Origin of the sequence: Vallitalea pronyensis, from assembly GCF_018141445.1 — a bacterium.
In the GTDB taxonomy this organism is placed as follows: Bacteria; Bacillota; Clostridia; order Lachnospirales; family Vallitaleaceae; genus Vallitalea; species Vallitalea pronyensis.
Map to the genome: position 1 here is coordinate 3,910,658 of NZ_CP058649.1, position 21,850 is coordinate 3,932,507.

The 21,850-nt window shown below is 35.4% G+C and carries 21 protein-coding genes; 2 read left to right on the forward strand and 19 right to left on the reverse strand.

Translation table 11 applies throughout. The annotated features are described in order from the left end of the window. Positions 1–8: 8 nt before the first annotated feature. Positions 9–638: a histidine phosphatase family protein gene (locus HZI73_RS16460; RefSeq protein WP_212694470.1), complete on the reverse strand. Its 630-nt coding sequence runs from the start codon at positions 636–638 to the stop codon at positions 9–11. 180 nt (positions 639–818) lie between these two features. Further along, positions 819–1,910 carry a GGDEF domain-containing protein gene (locus tag HZI73_RS16465; RefSeq protein WP_212694471.1) on the reverse strand — a complete coding sequence of 364 codons (1,092 nt, stop codon included), beginning with the start codon at positions 1,908–1,910 and terminating at the stop codon, positions 819–821. A 237-nt stretch (positions 1,911–2,147) separates the two neighbouring features. On the opposite strand from HZI73_RS16465, the gene HZI73_RS16470 reads away from it, so the two are divergent. Then, entirely contained in the window at positions 2,148–2,429 is a 282-nt protein-coding gene (locus HZI73_RS16470; RefSeq protein WP_212694472.1) for a DUF503 domain-containing protein, read from the forward strand. Positions 2,430–2,438: 9 nt separating this feature from the next. On the opposite strand, the gene HZI73_RS16475 is transcribed toward HZI73_RS16470, so the two are convergent. From HZI73_RS16475 to HZI73_RS16485, 3 genes are all read right to left on the reverse strand, one after another. Continuing rightward, entirely contained in the window at positions 2,439–3,056 is a 618-nt protein-coding gene (locus HZI73_RS16475) for a class I SAM-dependent methyltransferase (protein ID WP_212694473.1), read from the reverse strand. Between the two features lie 83 nt (positions 3,057–3,139). Beyond that, positions 3,140–3,286: a hypothetical protein gene (locus tag HZI73_RS16480; protein WP_212694474.1), complete on the reverse strand. Its 147-nt coding sequence runs from the start codon at positions 3,284–3,286 to the stop codon at positions 3,140–3,142. A gap of 172 nt (positions 3,287–3,458) precedes the next feature. Further along, positions 3,459–4,022: an AlkZ-related protein gene (locus HZI73_RS16485; protein WP_212694475.1), complete on the reverse strand. Its 564-nt coding sequence runs from the start codon at positions 4,020–4,022 to the stop codon at positions 3,459–3,461. A 380-nt stretch (positions 4,023–4,402) separates the two neighbouring features. On the opposite strand from HZI73_RS16485, the gene HZI73_RS16490 reads away from it, so the two are divergent. Next, a complete protein-coding gene (locus HZI73_RS16490; RefSeq protein WP_330619553.1) occupies positions 4,403–5,308 on the forward strand; it encodes a DUF362 domain-containing protein in 906 nt (301 codons plus the stop codon). Positions 5,309–5,559: 251 nt separating this feature from the next. Here the strand turns inward: HZI73_RS16490 and HZI73_RS16495 are convergent, their stop codons facing one another. The 14 genes from HZI73_RS16495 to HZI73_RS16560 form a co-directional block, all read right to left on the reverse strand. Next, complete coding sequence (locus HZI73_RS16495; RefSeq protein WP_212694476.1) at positions 5,560–6,690, reverse strand: glycerate kinase; 1,131 nt, start codon at positions 6,688–6,690, stop codon at positions 5,560–5,562. A gap of 62 nt (positions 6,691–6,752) precedes the next feature. Beyond that, the gene (locus HZI73_RS16500; protein ID WP_212694477.1) at positions 6,753–8,096 is read right to left on the reverse strand and encodes a GntP family permease; all 1,344 of its coding nucleotides are present in this window, start codon (positions 8,094–8,096) and stop codon (positions 6,753–6,755) included. Between the two features lie 80 nt (positions 8,097–8,176). Beyond that, the gene (locus HZI73_RS16505) at positions 8,177–9,328 is read right to left on the reverse strand and encodes a CdaR family transcriptional regulator (RefSeq protein ID WP_212694478.1); all 1,152 of its coding nucleotides are present in this window, start codon (positions 9,326–9,328) and stop codon (positions 8,177–8,179) included. 24 nt (positions 9,329–9,352) lie between these two features. After that, entirely contained in the window at positions 9,353–10,189 is an 837-nt protein-coding gene (locus HZI73_RS16510; RefSeq protein ID WP_212694479.1) for an MBL fold metallo-hydrolase, read from the reverse strand. 357 nt (positions 10,190–10,546) lie between these two features. After that, positions 10,547–11,392: a sporulation transcription factor Spo0A gene (gene spo0A / locus HZI73_RS16515; RefSeq protein WP_212694480.1), complete on the reverse strand. Its 846-nt coding sequence runs from the start codon at positions 11,390–11,392 to the stop codon at positions 10,547–10,549. Between the two features lie 140 nt (positions 11,393–11,532). Continuing rightward, positions 11,533–12,828 (reverse strand): SpoIVB peptidase, encoded by a 1,296-nt coding sequence (gene spoIVB / locus HZI73_RS16520; protein ID WP_212694481.1) that lies wholly within the window; start codon positions 12,826–12,828, stop codon positions 11,533–11,535. Positions 12,829–13,063: 235 nt separating this feature from the next. Continuing rightward, positions 13,064–14,764: a DNA repair protein RecN gene (gene recN / locus HZI73_RS16525; protein ID WP_212694482.1), complete on the reverse strand. Its 1,701-nt coding sequence runs from the start codon at positions 14,762–14,764 to the stop codon at positions 13,064–13,066. 30 nt (positions 14,765–14,794) lie between these two features. Further along, on the reverse strand, positions 14,795–15,253 hold the full coding sequence (gene argR, locus HZI73_RS16530; protein ID WP_212694483.1) for an arginine repressor: 459 nt from the start codon (positions 15,251–15,253) through the stop codon (positions 14,795–14,797). A 31-nt stretch (positions 15,254–15,284) separates the two neighbouring features. Continuing rightward, the gene (locus HZI73_RS16535; protein ID WP_212694484.1) at positions 15,285–16,148 is read right to left on the reverse strand and encodes an NAD(+)/NADH kinase; all 864 of its coding nucleotides are present in this window, start codon (positions 16,146–16,148) and stop codon (positions 15,285–15,287) included. Positions 16,149–16,205: 57 nt separating this feature from the next. Continuing rightward, positions 16,206–17,018, reverse strand: coding sequence for a TlyA family RNA methyltransferase (locus HZI73_RS16540; RefSeq protein WP_212694485.1), 813 nt, complete (start codon positions 17,016–17,018; stop codon positions 16,206–16,208). Positions 17,019–17,046: 28 nt separating this feature from the next. Then, positions 17,047–18,936: a 1-deoxy-D-xylulose-5-phosphate synthase gene (gene dxs, locus HZI73_RS16545; RefSeq protein ID WP_212694486.1), complete on the reverse strand. Its 1,890-nt coding sequence runs from the start codon at positions 18,934–18,936 to the stop codon at positions 17,047–17,049. Between the two features lie 117 nt (positions 18,937–19,053). Beyond that, positions 19,054–19,629: an Mg2+ and Co2+ transporter CorB gene (locus tag HZI73_RS16550; protein WP_212694487.1), complete on the reverse strand. Its 576-nt coding sequence runs from the start codon at positions 19,627–19,629 to the stop codon at positions 19,054–19,056. 865 nt (positions 19,630–20,494) lie between these two features. Further along, a complete protein-coding gene (locus HZI73_RS16555; protein WP_246552188.1) occupies positions 20,495–20,938 on the reverse strand; it encodes a divergent PAP2 family protein in 444 nt (147 codons plus the stop codon). 12 nt (positions 20,939–20,950) lie between these two features. Continuing rightward, entirely contained in the window at positions 20,951–21,850 is a 900-nt protein-coding gene (locus HZI73_RS16560) for a polyprenyl synthetase family protein (RefSeq protein ID WP_212694488.1), read from the reverse strand.

Below are 21,850 nucleotides of genomic sequence, written 5' to 3' on the forward strand. Positions count from 1 at the left end.
TGAGTCTATTAAACATCCAAAGCATAATGGTCTGTTATGGCATAGTGTATAATGTTATGGTTATCACCCTGCACCTCCACTTCATTTAAACAAGTGGATAACATATGGGGTTCATGAAATAACTTTTCAAGAGGACGTTTTTCAAAGTAACTCATCATAACATTTAAAACGATACCATGTGCTACGATAAGAATATTTTTTCCTTCGTTTGCTTGAATAATCTTCAATAAGGCTCCTAGAACACGTTCTTTTAGGCTATTAAAGGATTCTCCTGGATGCTCTTTTAATAAGTGAGGTGTCTGCCAAAACGTGTCATACATGTCTTCATATTTCCTACCGATCTCATCAAAAGTTAGTCCTTCCCATATACCCATGTTCATTTCTTGCAACTGCTCCATTGGAACAATGTCTATAGAGCGTTTACCTGTAATGAGCTTCGTTGTATCCACGGCTCTGCCACTGGTACTGGTATATATAATATCTATCGGTGTATCAGCGAGGTATTTACCCAGTTTTTTAGCTTGCATGATGCCTTTCTTTGTTAACTTAGAATCTCTACTGCCTTGGACACGTCTTTCCAGGTTCCATTCTGTTTCACCATGTCGTGTAATAAATAGTCGTGTAACTTCTGTATTCATTATGATTCTCCTACCTTTTATCATCTCATTTACTGGGACTAATCTTATACGATTATATCACTTATGATTAATGGGTACAATTTATATCATTATCTTTTAGATAAACATAAATAAGACTAAGTTTTGAACGTCTGTGTATCCTAACTTAGTCTTTTTGCTCATGATATGTCTAAATTGCTTTTAAGCAATGATTTTGTTTCTTCCATTCTCTTTAGCTTTATACATTTTTTCATCTATGCAGCGTATGTACTCAAGAATACTATCGCCAGTATACTCGTCTACTCCACCACTTATAGTCAATGACATGGTTACTTCATCGATGACAATCTTGGCAACATTTTCTCGGCAACGTTCTGCAATATGACAAGCATCATGCAACTTGGTTTTTGGGAAGATAACCATGAATTCTTCCCCACCATAACGACCAAGAATGTCTTCCGATCGTATATTATTTTGGAGGCATTTTGCAATAGCTTTTAGCACTTCATCACCTTCTACATGACCAAAGGTATCATTAATATGCTTAAAATGATCAACATCAAATAAAATAGTACAAAAAGGCGTATTATCTCGATCAAATATCAATTTCTTATCTTCCAGCTCTTTCATTAAGAAACGATGATTGTATAAACCTGTCATGGAATCTGTAATGGATAGAATTTCATATTGTTTTTTCTTAACCATCTCACGTAATAAACCATTGGTCTTATTGGTTAAAATAAATAGAATCGCAAAAGATAAAATGACTAAAATGGCATAGGTAATGTAACTGATAATAAAATCATTGAACAAGCCCCCTATACGCTCTGAAATAAGGTTATTTTGTAACCGCAAATAAGATCGATAATAGCTTGTAAAACCCAACACAATCACATTCATAATCACAGTAATGACATTGAATCGATTGGAAAAATACATACTGCTAATCAGCAATGGGAATATCCACAATATTAATACCATGTAATCATACTCCAGATAAATAAGGGGTAAGGTCATGATCACAAGAACGATGAGAATATATTTAAACCATTTTTTTTCATGGGCTTGTACCAACGTCAATAACCTTGGCATAATCAATAAAATAAAAGCAGTTACAATGTCTCCAATGGCATCTGTCATATAATATATAAATACACCAACAACCTGTAATATAATAATCAATGGAATAACAATAATGGCAAGATGAAACAGTACTTTGGATATGTAAAGGTTGACTTTCACTTCATTATCAAACAAGAGTTCGTCTTCTTTATGAAGCAGATGACTTTGCATGTTGACTCCTCCAATACTCAATACATGTATCTTTTTTTGGTGAATACATATTCTATAATACTCTTAATATTATCATAATAATGGATTTTCATAAAGAGATTTTTTGTACTTATTTTTGAACAATTCACTTATTCAAAACAAATTATAAATGGTTAGCAGTTATAAGTCTTGTTTATTCTCTCAAATTGTAGTATACTACATCCAGTTATTACGAATATTCCATATAGAGGTGAGAACATGTACGTTAAATCAGATTTAGTAACATTGCGTATTTTCAATGCTTACTCCCTTAAAGATAAACGCAGTGTACTCAAGAGTATCATCCATAAAGTACACAATAAATATAACGTGAGTATTGCAGAAGTAGACCATCATGACCTCCACAACCAAGCTGATTTGGGTATAGCCATTGTAGGTAATCAAATGGGTATCTGTGATAAAATTTTTCAGGATATTATTGCATTTATTGAGTATAACTATCCTGCAGAGATTTTAGAAATTACTCCCTATGCCCATTAATGCTTTATATTATTTTTTTTCAAGGATATAGTCGACAAAACCTCTTGTAACCCTTGTCCCATCTCGCATAAAGCCGTTGCGTATACGATTTTCCTTATAGATGACTTCAAATCCTTCAAAATAGAGCTTCTCAGGCTCTTCAATGTCAAAATAACTATGAAGCACTTTTTCGCCATACTCTTCTTGCAAGTATTCCCCTTCACCCACTTTTTCACCATGAGTAGCATGGGCATCATTTATTGTGGGAAAATTAAGAAAGGCCAATCCACCTACAGATAATACACGATGAATTTCTTTTATGGCTTCACCAATCTCTTTTTTTGACATATGAAAAATAGAGTTGTAGGAATAGATGTAAGGCATGGCATCGTTATCAAAGGGTAATTGTGTCATATCACCCTTCATGATGTTTAGCGATATGCCCTGTTTTTTTTCAAACTCTTTTGCTCGCTGAATTTGCTCATCACTGATATCAATACCATAAGTTTCATAACCCTGATCGTTGAAGATGGCTAAAGGCGGCAGATTTCCTCCTGCTCCTAAGTCCAATATCTTTTTTTCCAGTCCTTTCCCATTGGTATACAACAAAAATGTGTAAAGCTGTGTTTGTCTAAATACTGGCTTCATTTTATGTAACCCTCCTTAAAAAAATTATATCTTATATGGGACAAAACAAAGATGCCGTTAAAACAGCACCTTTATGCTTATCATTAATCATCATGACTTCGTTTGTCCGCATTGGTATTGGTGGTATCTTCTGAACGCTTTAATTTTCCGTTGACACTTCGATTATTGTTGAAGCTTTTGGATAAACCAGCATTGGTGCCACCTTTATCTTTTGATCTTTCTTTAGACATACAAGAACCTCCTCTAACCGTTATTCATGTTTATTAGCTGTATGCAATGATGTCATCATCATTCAGCACATATCTATAGTTTGGTAAGATTCTTTGATTAATATGTATCCATTGGATAAATTGTCATCATATGTTTTTCAAATCGATCTATATATCGTATCCCGTTGCTTAACTATTTTAATAAGTTCTCAATTTGTTTATCGGTCATAATCTTACTAAGATATCCATTAACCTTCTCTCGAGCTGTAATCTCGTCCATATAGATTGACGATTGATCACTGCTTTCCCATTGTTCATAGGTACCAAAATAATAACTGCTCCAGCTATCGGTAATCTTTTTTCCCCCAGATAATACTGTAATTAAGAGTTTTTTCATCATGGTATCCAATGTTTTTCTTAATACTTTCCGATCCATATTTAATGCAACTTTAAGCAAGTCCATATCCACATTGGTGCAACTGGATAAAAAATCATATACCCTTTTTTCATGCTCTGTCATCATCTTATGGTCATTTTTACATCCTCTTAAGGCATAGTATAATTCTTTCGATAAATACGTTGTCTTTCCTTTGTATATTTTACTTACATACACTTGTCGATCTTCAATGAGACGAATCATGGTAAACCAATCGCCACCTGAATCCATTACATTATAAAATTCCTTTGTACTATTTAATAGCAGTAGCCCATGGGCATTAATTAAGTCAATCATCTGATTATATTTGTCGCTATTCATGCCATACACACCCCCAAAGTATTTTATTTTTATGTACCATTAATTGTTATTCACCCTTCATCAAACCCTGTTAATTGCTATAACATATATGCGAATATCCCTTCATTTATGCATATTTTTACAGATAAATTGCCATTCTTCCCGATTTACATACACTATAGGTTCTATCTTTTATCTTTATTTGAACTTCCTATAGGGTATCAGACAAAATTATCCACTTCTTATTGTATTAAAACATTAAAAAAGAGTCAAATTAAGTTACCATTACAAAAGCATGACAGTTATTTTGCATGAGCTGTATTCAAATTGTCAAATGGTGTATAATTCCTTGCAAAAGTGCTAAAAGTAAACTTAATCCAAAAAAAAAGAGGTGCATCATTTTGAGACAAAGAAAAAGGATGTCTTCTGACATCTCTATCACCCACAATAACGACGAACGACAAGCTATCATGGACGGACTTAACAATATCGCTACAAATCAATTGATTGGACCAAATGATGTTGTGGTCATAACGCCTAACTGGGTTAACCTGAGCAAACCACATCCAGAATCTGCTGTGGTCGTTGGTCAAGACAGTTTACGTATGGTTATTCAATATGTTAAGGGTCTAAAACCAAAAAGAATCGTCATTGCCACAGGCTCTGGTGGCCAGCCTACACCACAAGTGATGACAGGCGTTGGTTATGATCAAGTGATTCAAAGTGAAGGTGTGGAATTTGTTGACTTGAATGAAGGTCCATTTATTACGGTACCCTTACAAAACAAGAGACCTTTTACAACTAAAATCAATAAGCTTCTTGAAGAAACCACCGTTTTAATATCCTTTACCCAGTTAAAACACCATGAATCCGCTACCATGTCAGCATGTATTAAAAACATCGCTTTAAGTTGGCCTCCTGCAAGTATACACGGTTTTCCAAAAAAAGCCCTGGGGATCCATGATCATCTGCATACGTTTATCGCAGCAATGGCTGACGTCGTCCCCATTGATATTGCTATACTCAGCTGCAACCCTGTGATGATTGGTACGGGACCTACTAAGGGTCTTTCTCGCCACACCGGTCTAGTCATCTGCGGTACAGACCCTATTTCAGTAGATACCATTGGAGCACGCTTATTAGGTTTCAAACCAGAAGCCATCCAATACCTTCATCTATGCGATCAACTGAAAATGGGTGTCACAGATATTAAACAGATGCATATCGTTGGACTTGATATTCCAACTGCAGAAGAACGATTCAGTCAAGCAGTATATGGCGAAATGTTGGCTGTTGATAAAAATTAAGCAAAAAAACTAGTAGCTTGTGCAGCTACTAGTTTTGTACTTATAAATGTTGATTAACCGACTACATCTAATACGTTATCCTGAAATAACACCTTTAAATGTACAATGGTCTCACACCTCACTTATAAGTCAGCATGAAATTAAATAAATTAATTTCATAATATTATAGTGTCCATGTAAGTCATGTCCTATGCAAGTGAATAGTTAGCAATATTTAACACGATCTTCGATCTCTTATCTATTGGCATCTATTACTCTATTACAGAAATTAAACGCATAATGGATTCAACAGTTTTAAACAAATTATCTTTTGAGTATTTTTTTGCTATATCAAAGGATTCTGGTCTTTGATTAATACTGAAGATTGCGTGTATACCTCTCTCATATAACGCCTCTGTTTCGTCACCAATTGACCCAACTACTGCAATAACCGGTTTATGATGTCTAACAGCCCTATCAGCTATGCCTATAGGTACTTTACCTCTTAGACTTTGCCCATCAATTTTGCCTTCACCCGTTATGATTAAATCAGCATCCATGATAAGATGATCAAAATCTACAGTGTCCAAAAGAATATTAATACCTGATTTTAATTTTGCATTCACAAAAGCAACCAAACCAGCACCTAATCCTCCTGCTGCACCAGCACCTTTATATTGTTGTAAGTTGATACCTAAATCCCTATGAACAATACCAGCAAAATGTTTTAGGTTTTCATCTAAGATTTTCACCATTTTTTCATTTGCACCTTTTTGCGGTGCATAAATATATGCTGCTCCATTTTCACCATAAAGCGGGTTATCAACATCACAGGCTACAATAAATTCACAATCAGCTATCTTTTTATTGAGTGATTGTACATCAATTCTATCCAGCATTGCTAAACCCTCACCAGTAGGTACGATTTGTTCGTCATTTGCCATTAGAAATTTTACACCTAATGCAGTAGCCATACCAACACCGCCATCATTCGTAGCACTACCACCTATACCAATAATGATTTTTCTGCAGCCTTTTTCAATGGCATCGCATATTAATTCTCCAGTACCATAAGTCGTCGTTTCCAATGGGTTTTCTTTACCTTCTACTAAGAGTAATCCTGATGCCTGTGCCATCTCAATAACAGCTGAACCATCCGATAATAGTGCATAGCTTGCCTCAACTTTATCAAAAAGCGGTCCCGTTACTGTTTTTACAACTTTTTTACCCCCAACAGCATTTAAAAATGCTTCTAATGTCCCTTCTCCCCCATCTGCGATGGGAACCTCATAAGTATGTATTTCAGGCCTAATCTTTTTTATACCTTCTTTTATTATATGACATACCTCTATAGAACTCAAAGTACCTTTGAAGGAATCTGATGCAATAACAATTTTTTTCATAGATGCTCACTCCTTACTAACATGGAATTTATCCAATATACTACTCTACACACTTCAACTGGTTATATAAAGAATAAACCCAATAGCATGATGGTTATAATGGCGATAATACCTTGTACAAGTGTAACACCCGTTTGGCATTTGTAAGCCGTTGATGTATCCATATCACTGAATTGAGAGACAACCCAAAAATAGCTATCATTGGCATGAGACACAGTCATTGAACCAGCACCGATAGCGAGAACAACTAACACTTTTGCCATTTCTCCAGTCATTCCCATTTCGGCCATGAGAGGTGCTACCATAGCTGATGTGATGATCATGGCAACTGTCGATGCACCCATTGCCGTTTTCAATAACATAGCAATGATGAATGGTAGTAATAATCCTATATTATATTTAAGCAATGAATCACTTAATGCATCTGCAAGGGGTAGTTCACGTAATATAGCACCAAGGGCGCCTCCAGCACCTGTAATAGCAAGTATGGATGCAGAATTAACAATACCATTACCTATCCATTTAAAACTATTTTCCTTTTCTTTTTTAGGTATTAGTGTCATGGCAAGAAAAATACCCAATATTAGTGCCGTAACCGGATTACCCATAAAATCAAAGAATGATTTGATAACCCCTTGTCCAAAAGGTGCGGATGGAAAGTCAGCAATGGATTTAAATGCGATGAGTATAATGGGAAGTATAATTGGAGCAAATGACTTAAATGCGCTGGGTAATTGGCCATATTTTTCCATTAACTCTTCCACTGTTGTATCTGGATTAGGATCTATTTGATAGCGTGAGCCTACTTTTATTGCATAAAAATAACCAGCTATCATTACAGGAATGGACACCAACAAGCCTACTAAAATAACCAGCCCTAAGTTAGCTCCTAATGTTCCAGCCATTGCAATAGGCCCTGGCGTAGGAGGTACAAGACAATGGGTTGCATATAACCCTGAACTAAGAGCAGTAGCCATAACAGCTAAGGATACCTTTGATTTTTCCGCTAGTGCTCGATTAATAGGCGATAGTATGACAAAGCCAGAATCACAGAATACTGGAATACTTGCTACATAGCCAGTCAAACTCATTGTTAAGGCAGCTCTTTTTTTTCCAACAAGCCTTAATATGGTATTGGCCATTGTTAAAGCAGCCCCCGTTTTTTCAAGTATTGTACCAATAATTGTTCCAGCAATGATCACAATACCAATGTTACCCAATATGCCGCCAAAACCACTTTTTATCGTTGAAATAATATCTTCAACAGGCATCTTTGTACATAATCCAATGAAATAGGATGCCAATAATAAAACGATGAAAGGGTGCATTTTAAACTTTGAAATCAAAAAAATTGTACCTACAATTGCTATTATAACAATAAGAAAAAGCCCTATGCCACTAGTCATATAATCTCCTCCTAAATGTCTCCGATTAATTTTGATTAATAAGGCAATACATGTCACCATTTTGGCTTATATGAGATGAATCAACCCCCACTATTATGCTTGTTGATAAAAGCATATAAACAGTATAAAAGTACTCCATGATAAAAGTTATTTATTGACAAACCTGTTATTTGCTCAATTTTTTTCACACGATAAACAAGGGTATTCTTATGAACAAAGAGATGTCCTGCTGTTTCATTCAAGTTTAGATTATGCTCAAATAATGCTTCTAATGTTTTGTAGAACCATTCTGGAACTTTATTGTTTTCATCCAATATTAAAGCATATAATTCTTTGATTAATGGCTCTGATACATCTGTTTGTATCTTATGGAGAAGGTATTTTGATTGGGTTTCAAAATCTTTTATATCAAGGGGTTCTTTTTTGCTGATTGAAATAAGCTCTACAGCTTCATTAAAAGATTTTTTATAACCATATAAATCCTTGTAAGAATTGCCAAAACCTATTTTCACATGATAGCATTGTTGATCTTCAAATATATACTGTATACTATTTCTATAGCAAATTCTTTTGCTATCGTCTATGGCTTTAAATATAATAAAATAATGATTAATTACACCAAAGAAATCATTTTTTGTTATCAGATTTTTTTCATATAGATTTTTTTCAATTTGTCCCATAGCATTCATGGATTCATAAATCTCTTCATTTGTAAAGTTATCCAATTTAATCACTACAGCACATCTTTTGATTTTAAGATCCACATGTGCCACTTTTGATAAGCATAATATCTCTTCTTCTGATTCAATTATCGGATTAAAAATGAGCTTTCTGATCAATTGATTCTTTAGGTCTTTGACAAGGTTGACTTGCTCGGATATAAGGTATTGCTCAAGGGCTAATTCTACTGAATTTTTTACTAGCCTAGCAACCATACGAACTTCATCTGGATGCCCAAAAACACCTACAACGCCAATAATTTTACCCTCTATATTAATGGGTAGATTAACACCTTGTTTAGCACCTGGAAATTGTCCTATATCCTCAGGAAATATTTCGATTGCCTTGCCGGATTTAATCACATCATCAGCGCCTTTATGATATGTTGCTATTCTATTGGGTTCACCCGATGCCAGAATAAAACCTTCACAATCCATAATGTTAATGTTTCGGTTATCAATAACTTCCATCATTAAATTAACAATTTTCTGTGCAATGTCTCTTATATACATACCCATCTCCAGCCTTTTCATTTTTTAAAAAAATAAAACTGTTCCAGTTGTATTATGAAAATACTTATCACCAAATGCTTCTTTTATTTGATGCATAGCATTTTCTCCCGTGCAGTGTGAAATTCCAAACCTTTGTATGTCCAACTTTTTAAAACTTTCAATGGTTTGACGAATTCTTTCATCATCTGCGTGAACTAAATGTGTTCCCCCAATAATCGTATGAATACTTTTCCCTGTACGCTTCATTATAGTGTGAAGCATATTAATGACTCCTGGATGAGAACAGCCTAAGACGACAACTAAACCATCAGGTGTGTCTATTGCTAATATCATTTCATCTTCAAATCCATCTAAAACATGTTTATGTTTACTTTTTTCAACGCAAAATCTTGGGTCGGCTTTTTCAAAAGGTGTTACACGCTCAAAATTTGATACAATGTATATACCTTTATCTATCTCTAATATGTCTTCATGTATAAAGTGTGTTTCTATCTTATTATCCGCTAAATAAGTATTATTAAAACTATTTCCTAGATACTTGTAATGTGTTCCATCAAAGCTATATTTTTTCTGTAAGGCATTTTTATGGATATACAATTTAAAATTAGAGGTAATGTGATCAACAAGACTTGTAAAGCCCCCCGTATGGTCGTAATGGCCGTGACTGATAACAACGGTATCAATGTTACTAAGGTCTTTACCTAATTGGACCGCATTATGTAGATAGCCATCACTTTTTCCAGTATCAAATAGCATGGTTCTATTGGTTGTTTCAATCAAAAATGATAGACCATGTTCATTCAATAATCCTAAATGTTCACCTTTTGAATTCTCAATTAAAGTCGTAATTGTAAATCTCACTTACTCCCTCCTTTCTTTTTTGGAAGTATGAAAAGAACACGCTTGTTATTTCGGACATTTTCAACAAAATAACACATTCACACATTTTATATTCATGTCTTTTCAACAAGGTTTTTATGCTTCACCATAAATATAAGTATAATTTATATAATTAAAATATGCATTATCCACAAAAACAATAAATGATAACCAAAACCTTGTTTTTTTGTTCAAACAACAAATAACATTCAAAGACACACTAAACGAATTACTGTCTTTAGTCTTTTTATTAACTATTATACTGCATAGACTAAAAAAAGTAATACTCCAAACTGAAGTATTACTCTTTAAAGGTTTATTTTCGCTTTTTTCTTACATCTATCCTACTCGAAGTTCTAATCGTAATTTATCCGCTATAAGTGCTATGAACTCAGAATTGGTTGGCTTACCTTTACCATGGTTGATTGTATAGCCAAATAGTTTATCAATTGTATCCATCTTTCCTCTACCCCAGGCTACTTCGATGGCATGTCGTATAGCCCTCTCAACTCTGCTCGGTGTTGTATTGAATTTCTTTGCTATGGATGGATACAGAAGTTTTGTAATTGAGTTCAAAATATCCATATCGTTAATTGCCATAATGATTGCATCTCTAAGATATTGATAACCTTTGATATGTGCTGGTACGCCTATTTCATGAATAATATTCGTTACTTCCGCTTCTAAACTTCTAGCAGAGTAATTGGAATTGGTTTCATGAACAAAATCATGACGACGGTCACGTTTTACCAATTGCATCTTACCTTTTAACTGTCTAATACGTTTTACGATTGTCTCGTTATCAAAAGGCTTCATGATGTAGTATTCGGCTCCAAGATTAAGTGCACTGGAAGTAATCTTTTCTTGCCCTACTGCTGTAAGCATAATAAACATTGGAATCTTCTGTACATCTTTATCCTCAAACATACGCTCGAGTACACCTAGCCCATCTAATTGAGGCATAATGATATCCAGTAAAACAACATCCGGTTCCTTTTCCTTAATCTGCCTACATGCATCCTCACCATTATTTGCAATACCAATAACAGTGATATCTTCCTTTTGATTCAGATATTCAGATAGGATAGAACACATTTTAACACTATCATCTGAAATTAAAACTTTGATTGTATCGCTCAACCTTTTTCCCCCTTCTTTTTCCCAGAAACGACTCGCCCGTTTCATTGTTTTATCATAGGCTAACACGGTTAATCATATAATTAGAGAATACGCTACCATATGACATGATTTAATTATAATACTATCTATATATTAATTCAATAAATAATATTCGCATATTTCGACATGATAATTAAAAGATAACCTTACAAATCTTTTTCTTCAATCAACATATTCTCAATAAATGCCCCATAGCCTTTTCTAGAATCTTGAACAAATACATGGGTAACCGCGCCAATTAGTTTCCCATTTTGAATAATTGGACTACCACTCATGCCTTGTATGATACCATTAGTGGTCTGAATAAGTTCTTTATCAACCACTTCAATAATCATGCCTTTATTGGCTTCATCTCCTAGATAGATTTTCTTAATCTGAATGTCATAATCCTTTAATTCCCCACTAACATCACTTCTTATAACTGCTTTCCCTACTTTAATATCATAACGAAAACCTAATGGGAGAACTTGATCACTGGGTACTTGTGCCAACCCGTCAGGGGATATATAGCCAAAAATACCGTTATGGGTATTCTTTTTTATATCACCATAACTATTTCCTTCTCCACCAACAATAATACCTGATATCTCACCTGGGGAACCATTTTGTCCTTTTTTAATGGTTGTAATCATGGTATTCACAACTTCACCAGTGCCCACATGTATTAATTGCTTCGTGTCAACATCTGTTATACCATGTCCTAATGCCCCGAAAGTTTTTTTGTCCAAATTCATATACGTCATAGTACCAATACCTTGTGTATCATCCCTTACCCATATTCCCACACGATACGCTTCATTTTCTAATGTTTTGACGGGTGTAATGGAAACTGTTTCATCTTTGCCATTTCGTGTAACGAGAAATGTTATCTCATCACCTTGATTTTCTTTAATGATCTCAATGAGCTCTTTTTTCCTCGTTACAGGTGTCCCATTAACTTCTTTAATATAATCACCTGTGTAGAGCTTACCTTTTGCTGGATTGTGTTTCTTACCATCTTCCCCATATACCAAACCTGTTCCCAATACCAATATACCTTGTGTATAGACGGTAACACCAATGGTTCTTCCAACAGGAACGATTTTTTGGTCAGGTATGACATCAACCCTCACTCTTTTTATCGGTAAAATACCGAATAATTTTAGTTCGACATCAATAACACCTGTTTTGTTTGAATGAATCGTAAAGGATTCCTGTAAATCTAACATGAGATTTTCTTTAACAGGCTCTTGATTAACTGTTACAACACCTTTTATGTCATCACCATTAATCTGAGCGTTTAGTGGGACATTAAATAGGAAGTTCCTTTCTTCGTTGACTAAAATTTTGATTTCATCGGGTAAATACCTGCTGATTAATAGATTCGCTCCAACATTCATTGCAAAAAAAATTAAGAGACATATGAGAAGAAGTATTCTAAGTCTGCATCGTTTGGTTCTCATTCTTTCACATCCTATTTACTAAACTTAAGGGAAAATTCATCTCCTTTATGTACTATTAAATTTCCCTTTGACATTTTTTATTATGCTAGTAAATAGAATCAATATATGAAATAATTACTATGGTATAGATTCCTATAAAACCAAGATTTTTTGATGCATAGAAATCTTTTTTGAAGATAAAAAAATCAAGAATAAAATTTTTATTAAATTCTTGATTAGTTTATCCTTATTAGGGTTATATAATTCCTCGCTTTAATTCTTCAGCAAAATTGATCATTTCTTCTGCATTAGCCATGGTAGCATCCGTAATCTGTACACCGCCTAATAACCTGGCTAATTCTTTTATGGCATATTCCTTGTTTAATGGATTAATGGTTGTTAGCGTATTGTTTTTTTCAACAATTTTTTTTATCATATAATGGGTATCACCCATAGCTGCAATCTGAGGTAAATGGGTGATACAGATAACTTGATGTCTTTTGGATATGTGTGCCAGCTTCTCAGCTACCATACCTGCCGTCATACCGCTTATACCAGTATCAATTTCATCAAATATAAGTGTATTAATATCATCACTATTGGCCAAGATGGATTTGATGGCTAACATGATTCGTGATAACTCACCACCTGAAGCAACCTTGTCTAAGGACTTTGGTGGTTCACCTACATTGGTTGATATAAGAAACTCCACATCATCCCAGCCTGTACTGTTAAATGCATCTGATTTATCCACGTTAATCACAAAATCTGTATTTTGAAGATTAATATCTTTCAGGGCTTGTACAATACTTTTGCTAACATATTTTGCTCGTTCTTTTCTAATCTGGGATAAACGTTCACAATATTCTTCGATTTCTTTTTTGATTTTATCAATTTCTAGGTTGATTTTATGTAAATGTGCCTCAAAATGAACCAGTTCATCAAGACGTTTTTCTTTATCTTGCTTATAAGCTATTATTTCCTGTATAGACTGACCATATTTCATTTTTAGATGATTTAATTGGTCCATTCGATTTTCAACTTCTTCAAACTGTGATTCATCCAATTCAAAGTCATTCAGATAATCATGCATGTCACGACTACAATCACTCATGAGCATTTCAATGTTCAATAATTGACGGTGAAAGGTATCGATGGATGTGTCAAAATGCTTGATCTCTCCAAGTATGTGTACACCTTCCCCAATTAAATCAGCCCCTCCTTTTATGGCGGAATCATCCCCACTGATGGACGTTAACACATGGGATAAGGTTCTGGCAATCTTTTTCCCATTAGACAAACGTTTATAATCTTCTTCTAAACGATTATCTTCACCTGTTTTTAGATTGGCAGATTCAATTTCATTGATTTCAAACTCTAAAAAAGAAATTTCTTGTTTACGTTTTTGTTCATCTAACAAGGAATGGTCTACTTGTTTACATAATTCCTGATATCGTTGATATTTGATTTTTAGTTTATCTTTAATGACAAGAATATCTTCACCGCAAAATGTATCCAGTAACCGGAGGTGGTTTTTGCGATTTAACAAAGACTGATGGGCATGCTGACCATGAATATCAATGAGTTTCGCTGATACATCTTTGACGATGGCCGTTGTCACCACTTGGCCATTCATTCTAAAAACACTTCTACCATTACTGCCTATCTTACGGGTAATCAGTAATTCCTTGCTGTCGTCTATGTTAATGTCATACCCATGTAACTTGTCCATGACTGTCTTATTATTCACATGGAATAATAATTCTATGAGTGCGTTATCACAACCTGTTCTTATGATGTCCTTACTCACTTTTTCGCCTAAAACAGCATTGATGGATCCTATGATAATGGATTTTCCTGCTCCAGTTTCACCAGTCATAATATTCAAGTTATGATTAAAGTCCACATTCATCTCATCAATTAAAGCAATGTTTTTCACATGAAGATGCATTAACATAATCATTCCTCCATTTTTTTAAGGCTAATGTTATAAATGATGATTAGCCAACTTACTGAATTTCTCCATTATTTTGATGGCATCATGTTCAGTTCTCACTGCACAGAAGATAGTATCATCGCCAGCAATGCAACCCACTACATCATCATATTGAAGAGAATCAATAGCTGCCGCAACTGCCATAGCCATGCCATTTAAAGTTTTAAGCACAATTAAATTACCAGCTCTGTCCATGGACGAAAAACCATCTCGAAAAACACGAATAAATTTTTCATTCATTTTCGTCTCTTTGTTTTGAAGAACCACATATTTTTGCTTACCATCTGCTGTAGCAATCTTCGTTAAACGAAGTTCACGAATGTCCCTTGAAATGGTAGCTTGAGTTACTATAAATCCTTCTTCAATTAGTTTATTGGCTAAATCCTCTTGGGTCTCAATATCGTATGCATTAATTAATTGAAGAATTTTAGTCTGACGCTCAATTTTCATGTACACTCCTCCTAAAAGATATACTTATACCTTATCGATTACCCAGTTTTTTCTTGAGTATTCTATAAAACCCATTCTTATTACACGTAATTAATTGTGCACTGTGTTCCGACTTAGAAACAATAATTTCATCTTCTTGGTCAATCTTAAAATTCTCTTGACCATCTATTGTAAGTATAATATCTTTATTCCAACTCTTTCGATTATCCTTAAGGGATATTCTGACTTCGTCATTTTGGGATAAGACAATACTTCTTGACATAAGTGTATGAGGGCATATGGGTGTAATAACCATCATTTCATTGGCTGGGTCCAGAATAGGTCCCCCAGCTGATAAATTGTAAGCCGTAGAGCCTGTAGGTGTGGAAACAATCAAACCATCAGCTGAATAGTCATTAACATGTCCTTCATTCACACATAAACTGTATTTCATCATACGGGAAATGGATGACCTGGCTATGACAATATCATTGAGAGCTAAACCAACTTTTTCTTCTTGATTGGTCATGGTTTTTGATACATTAAGCATCATACGTTTTTGGATATAGTAATCACCGTCAATTATTTTTTTTAACGTTACAATGGCATCTTTTTTCTCTACTTCTGCTAAAAACCCCAAGTTCCCAAGATTAACACCTAGAATAGGCAAATCATATGCTGCGATCTGTCTTGCTGTATACAGGATTGTTCCATCCCCACCTAGTACAATTGCACAATCGGCATGCTCATATAAAGCTTTTCCTTTCAGACCATAGGTTTCTTTATTTAATTGACATGCCACATCCTCAGGTAAATACACTTGACAATGGTGCCGTTCAAGCCAATCTATAATGAGCCTTGATGTCGACAATTGATTATCTTTTGATACATTCGGTAGAATTACAAATCGCTTCATCCTATCATCCTCTATTGCTAAGTTTAAGCTTAACTTTAGCAATATCCTACTTTTATTTTATAGTTTTTCATGGGCTTTATCAACAACTGTTTTGGTCATGTCATGAAGGGTGTCATCGTCTAACTTTTCTTGTTCTACTTTCGTCATGTATAAGAGGTATTCAATATTACCTTCTGGACCTTTTATAGGCGAAAAACTAAGGCCCTTTATATAGAATGAAATGGTCTGCACATACTGCATAATGCCCCAGATCACTTCTTCATGCACAGTTCTATCTCTTACAACACCTTTTTTCCCTACTTTTTCTCGTCCGGCTTCGAATTGAGGTTTGATTAGACATACGATTTCAGCATCCTCTTGCATTAACTTCCTTACGGGCTCCAGTACCTTTCTTAGTGAAATAAACGATACATCAATGGAGACAAAATCCACAAGGTCGTCTATCCTATCAGGTGTTACATAACGAATATTGGTTTTTTCCATGCATACCACCCGTTTATCTTGACGGAGTTTCCAAGCAAATTGTCCATAACCTACATCAATAGCATAGACTTTTACAGCCCCATTTTGAAGCATACAATCCGTAAAACCGCCAGTAGAAGCCCCAACGTCCATACAAATCTTCCCTTCAAGGGTTAAATCAAATGCTTTCATGGCTTTATCTAATTTTAGACCTCCACGACTGACGTAAGGATTCGGATTGGATTTTATGATGATTTCTTTTTCTATATTAAGTTTCGTGCCTGGCTTATCTTCTCTTTCTCCATCTACAAAAACATTACCTGACATAATAATAGCCTTTGCTTTTTCCCTAGAAGGCGCTAATCCTCTATCGACAAGTAATACATCCAGTCTTTCTTTACCAGCCATACTGTATCTTTCCTTCCATTAACTATTCCTAGGCATTTTTCTGATGTTTTAATCCACGGACATGGGGTATAATCTGCTCATAGAGCCCTTTCTCATCAAGCCGGCATAGCTCTAACTGCTGCGCTCTTGTACCATGCTCAATAAAGGCATCTTCGATACCCAAATTAACAACGCGTGTATCTAATTGTAAATCAGACACATGTTGAAGGAAACGACTACCATATCCACCTGTTAAAACATTCTCTTCTATTATAATAACCACATTATGCGCTTTTGCCACATCCTCAACCATCTGTTTATCCATAGGTTTTATAAATCTTGCATTAATCACTGAACAATGTATATGTTGCTTATCCAATCGCTCTGCCACTTTAACAGCAGTTTCTGTGATGGTTCCGATACTGATAAGGGCTACATGTTCACCTTTTCTAATCCATTCACATTGACCATAAGCAATAGGTGTTTGTGGATGATCTGCCATACCTGATGCCTTGCCCTTTGGATAGCGTATTGCAATAGGACCGTCATAGGCCACAGCAAATTCTAACATGGCTTCTAATTCTTGTCCGTTTTTTGGAGCAACAATGGTCATACTTGGTATATGATTTAAGAAAGAGGCATCAAATACGCCTTGATGGGTTTCACCATCTTCACCTACTAATCCAGCTCGGTCAATAGCAAATACAACTGGCAGCTTCTGCATGCAAACATCATGAATAATCTGGTCATAAGCCCTTTGTAAAAACGATGAATAGAGTGCTACAACTGGTTTAATACCATTAGAAGCAAGTCCTGCTGCAAACGTAACAGCATGCTGCTCAGCGATACCTACATCAAAGAAACGATTAGGGAATTTCTTAGCAAATTCACTAAGACCTGTTCCCTCTGGCATAGCTGCGGATATGGCTACCAAACGGTCATTATTTTTGGCCATACTAACAAGCTTGTCTCCAAAGACTTGAGAATAGCTTTCTCGACAAGGTTTATTTTTGCATTTTCCATTTTTAATATGAAAGGGTTTCATGCTGTGAAATTTAGTAGGATTCTGTTCAGCAGGTTTAAAACCTTTCCCTTTGGTTGTATTCACATGAATCAATACCGGTTCATTCATACGTTTTGCTTGATTTAAAGTACGGATAAGGGCAGATATATTATGCCCATCTATAGGACCTAAATAGGTAAACCCTAATTCCTCAAACAACATACCAGGAATTAAGAGCTGTTTAATACCGGATTTTACATCCCGAATGACCCGGACCACATCTCTACCTATTTTTGGTATTTTAATCAATGTTTTTTCCACTTCTTCTTTCATTTCTTTGTAAACAGTACCCGTTCGTATAGAGTCCAAATAGGTGGATAAGCCCCCTACATTTTTAGATATAGACATCTGATTATCATTAAGGATGGCAATAAAATTAGCGTGTAACCGACTGGCATTATTCATGGCTTCAAAAGCCATACCACCTGTCATGGAACCATCACCAATGATGGGTACTACATAATTATTTTCTTGAAGTATTTCTCTTGATTTAGCGAATCCAAGGGCAGCTGAAAGTGACGTGGTACTATGACCTGTTTCAAATACATCATGTTTACTTTCTGACCTTTTAGGAAAACCACTTAACCCTTTATATTTTCTTATGGTTTTAATCTCTTCTTTTCTTCCCGTTAAAATCTTATGGATATATGTTTGATGTCCCACATCCCAGATCAATTTATCATACGGTGATTGGAAACAGTAATGAAGTGCTAAAGTTAATTCAACGACACCTAGATTGGAACTTAAGTGTCCGCCAGTATCACTGACTACACTGATTAAATATTCTCGAAGTTCTTTTGATAATTGATTCAGTTGGTTCACATTCAAACCCTTGATATCACCAGGACTATGAATACCATCTAATAATTTACTCACAAATTTCAACACCTTTACACATCATTTGTACTTGCTTTGGTTCCTGGCAAAAGGGGCTGTGCCTCGTTTCGCCAAGGGGATTTGTCCGTTAGTATAGTTTTCTAACGCGTACGAAGTCTATTTGTTGTTTTGTTTTCTCATATAACTATAGATAACACCTAGGCGATAGACAATTAAATTGGCATGACGAAGCGCAATTTCCTTACCTATTGCCTTGCCTCCAACGGTAATGGCAGCAATGATTCCTGTTAGACTAATGGTCACAACGGTTTTGTCAAGACCGTATTTGACTACCATTGCAACAATAGCTCCTCCAGCTACACCAGAGATAATACCTGCAATATCACCAATCACATCGTTAAAGAAATTGGCTACTGCTCCTGCATTTCTAATAATTAAAATACTTTCTTTTGCTCCCCTTACACGTGAAGCTGCCATGGAATGAAAAGGCGTCTCTTCGGCTGCCGTTACGGCAATACCCAATAAATCAAAAAAGATGCCCATTAACACAATTAAAAATACAATAAGTGCAGCACCCCATAAAATGACCTTATCCATAAAGATATCGGATATATATCCAAGCAATATAGCCATTATTAATGTAACAATGGTTATTGTTATAATCCATTTTTTATTTACCTTTTTATGTGTATAAATACTTCTAAATTTAACTTTTGGTTTGTGTTTACCCAATATCGTAACCTCATTTTTTCTCGAGTAATGAATTAGTACTAAAGATAGCTCATTTAGTAAATTTTGCGGCTTATAGTCCAGCAGGTTTTCCCGAATTGATACTCTGTTGTCGCCAATAGAGCGGTTCCCCTTTAAATCAAAACCTACTACGTCACCATAAGTAGAGCTGGATCACCTTATAACCACACCGTAATCCTAAATAAGCTTCTAATCGAACAGTCTAGGGGTTTTCCCCAATGATATTGCATAATCCCTAGCCTCTTTAGCGAAAATAAGTTTCAAGCAACAATATCCTCATCGCTTTTGGCCAAAAGCTTTGCTCTTAAATTGCTATCCCCTTAACTTCACGCAAGGCAGGCTACACTGACCACAGCTTTCGCCGCATGACAGGTTTACTCCCGCGCCGTAAGCAACTGTATCTCACAGTGCCCACATACGCAGGTCTCCACGACTAAAGGGTCCACGCCCACATGCCATTGTGGATCGCCCTTAAGTCTTAACTCCCAGCATAAGCCCGCAACTGGGCGTCACCAGCCAACACCAGGAACTTCATCGATATGCCCTTTAACGGATTTTTAGGCCCGTCTTCAAGATTAACAATACCAACTAGAATACTGCATCTTTAGTACTCCCATATTATATCATATTCTAAAATAAATCAAGAGTATATGATGAATTAATCTTTTACTAATATGTAATAATTCAACATATTTTCCTTGTTTTTATAAATTATAACGTTCATTTATGCTATTTTATCCATTCTTTGATAAAATAGATAGGATGTACCATGTTTGTTCATGTTCTATTTTCACAAATCATTAAGCATTCTCCTATGTTTTACCATGGTGTTATCATCGTTACATGGCTAATTAATAATCAGTGCTATGACAACACCTAATGCAGCACCAACAATAACTTCTAAATATGTATGACCTAATAATTCTTTTAGTCGCTCATCGATTTCCAAAGAATAAGTTTCTAAGGTTTCAACGATATGATTAATGGCTTTTGCATGCTTTCCAGCTGCCCTTCGAACACCTGCTGCATCATACATGACGATAAATGCAAATATTAAAAACGCACCAAAAAATGGATGCCCATAGCCATTTATTTCGCCTAATGAAATTGTTGCTGCCATAACAGATGCGGAATGGGAACTGGGCATACCCCCAGATCCCATGATCCGGTCCATGTGCATTTTCTTGGTTTTTATCAAGCAAGTAAAAAACTTAATGGCTTGAGACATACACCAAGCAATAACTGCCGCTAGCAGCACTTTATTTTCTGTAATTGTATAAAAGTTCTCCACGTATTACACACCTCATTTTTTTCTGTTTCTAAGGTACAGAATGAATGCTTTTAAAAATTCTTTTCGGTCACCTTGTAGTTGCTGAAGCTCTTCAAGTGCTTTTTTCATTAAGTGTGCAACCTCACTTTTAGATGCCTCTAATCCTTTTAAGGCTACATAAGTGGCTTTTCCATTCTTGTGGTCACTACCTACTTGTTTGCCTAATACTTCCGTGGTACTGGTAATATCTAATATATCATCTTGAATCTGAAAAGCTAAGCCGATACATCGACCAATAGAACGAAAATGCTCCACTTCTTCTTCAGAAGCTCCAGCAAGGTAAGCTCCAGCCGTTAATGAAGCCTCAATAATAGCTGATGTCTTATGCAAATGAATGAATTCAATCATATTAAGATTTATGTTGCTTTTATCCACCATATCAACAACTTGTCCACCAATCATGCCTTGGGTGCCTGCAGCAGTTGCTATCTCTTTCATGGCTAATAGAGCCTTTACGATAAGAGAAGGCTCTCTATGGATACAAGCTTCAGTCATGATTTCATACGCATGATTCAATAGGGCGTCACCTGCTAATATGGCTATATCTTCACCAAATTTCTTATGACAAGTTAACCTACCTCTTCGATAATCATCATCATCCATAGCTGGTAAATCATCATGTATAAGCGAATAGGTGTGAATCATTTCCATAGCTGCCATGAAGGCTTCTACTTCTGTCGTATTCTGACCACCACTTATTTCATAAGCTGTCAGCATAAGAATAGGTCTTACCCGCTTACCACCAGCCATTAAACTATAACTCATTGCTTCATATATGATTTGATCGTACTTATAATCACTTGATGCCATATATTGCTTTAAGATGTCATCAACGTACTGTTGTTTTTCTAGTCGTTTTTGATTAAAATCCAC

Excerpts from the sequence above, each read along its gene's own strand:
- HZI73_RS16460 (WP_212694470.1), bottom strand. The coding sequence starts at position 638 with ATGAATACAGAAGTTACACGACTATTTATTACACGACATGGTGAAACA.
- HZI73_RS16465 (WP_212694471.1), bottom strand. The coding sequence starts at position 1,910 with ATGCAAAGTCATCTGCTTCATAAAGAAGACGAACTCTTGTTTGATAAT.
- HZI73_RS16470 (WP_212694472.1), top strand. The coding sequence starts at position 2,148 with ATGTACGTTAAATCAGATTTAGTAACATTGCGTATTTTCAATGCTTAC.
- HZI73_RS16475 (WP_212694473.1), bottom strand. The coding sequence starts at position 3,056 with ATGAAGCCAGTATTTAGACAAACACAGCTTTACACATTTTTGTTGTAT.
- HZI73_RS16480 (WP_212694474.1), bottom strand. The coding sequence starts at position 3,286 with ATGTCTAAAGAAAGATCAAAAGATAAAGGTGGCACCAATGCTGGTTTA.
- HZI73_RS16485 (WP_212694475.1), bottom strand. The coding sequence starts at position 4,022 with ATGAATAGCGACAAATATAATCAGATGATTGACTTAATTAATGCCCAT.
- HZI73_RS16495 (WP_212694476.1), bottom strand. The coding sequence starts at position 6,690 with ATGAAAAAAATTGTTATTGCATCAGATTCCTTCAAAGGTACTTTGAGT.
- HZI73_RS16500 (WP_212694477.1), bottom strand. The coding sequence starts at position 8,096 with ATGACTAGTGGCATAGGGCTTTTTCTTATTGTTATAATAGCAATTGTA.
- HZI73_RS16505 (WP_212694478.1), bottom strand. The coding sequence starts at position 9,328 with ATGTATATAAGAGACATTGCACAGAAAATTGTTAATTTAATGATGGAA.
- spo0A (WP_212694480.1), bottom strand. The coding sequence starts at position 11,392 with ATGAAACGGGCGAGTCGTTTCTGGGAAAAAGAAGGGGGAAAAAGGTTG.
- spoIVB (WP_212694481.1), bottom strand. The coding sequence starts at position 12,828 with ATGAGAACCAAACGATGCAGACTTAGAATACTTCTTCTCATATGTCTC.
- recN (WP_212694482.1), bottom strand. The coding sequence starts at position 14,764 with ATGTTAATGCATCTTCATGTGAAAAACATTGCTTTAATTGATGAGATG.
- argR (WP_212694483.1), bottom strand. The coding sequence starts at position 15,253 with ATGAAAATTGAGCGTCAGACTAAAATTCTTCAATTAATTAATGCATAC.
- HZI73_RS16535 (WP_212694484.1), bottom strand. The coding sequence starts at position 16,148 with ATGAAGCGATTTGTAATTCTACCGAATGTATCAAAAGATAATCAATTG.
- HZI73_RS16540 (WP_212694485.1), bottom strand. The coding sequence starts at position 17,018 with ATGGCTGGTAAAGAAAGACTGGATGTATTACTTGTCGATAGAGGATTA.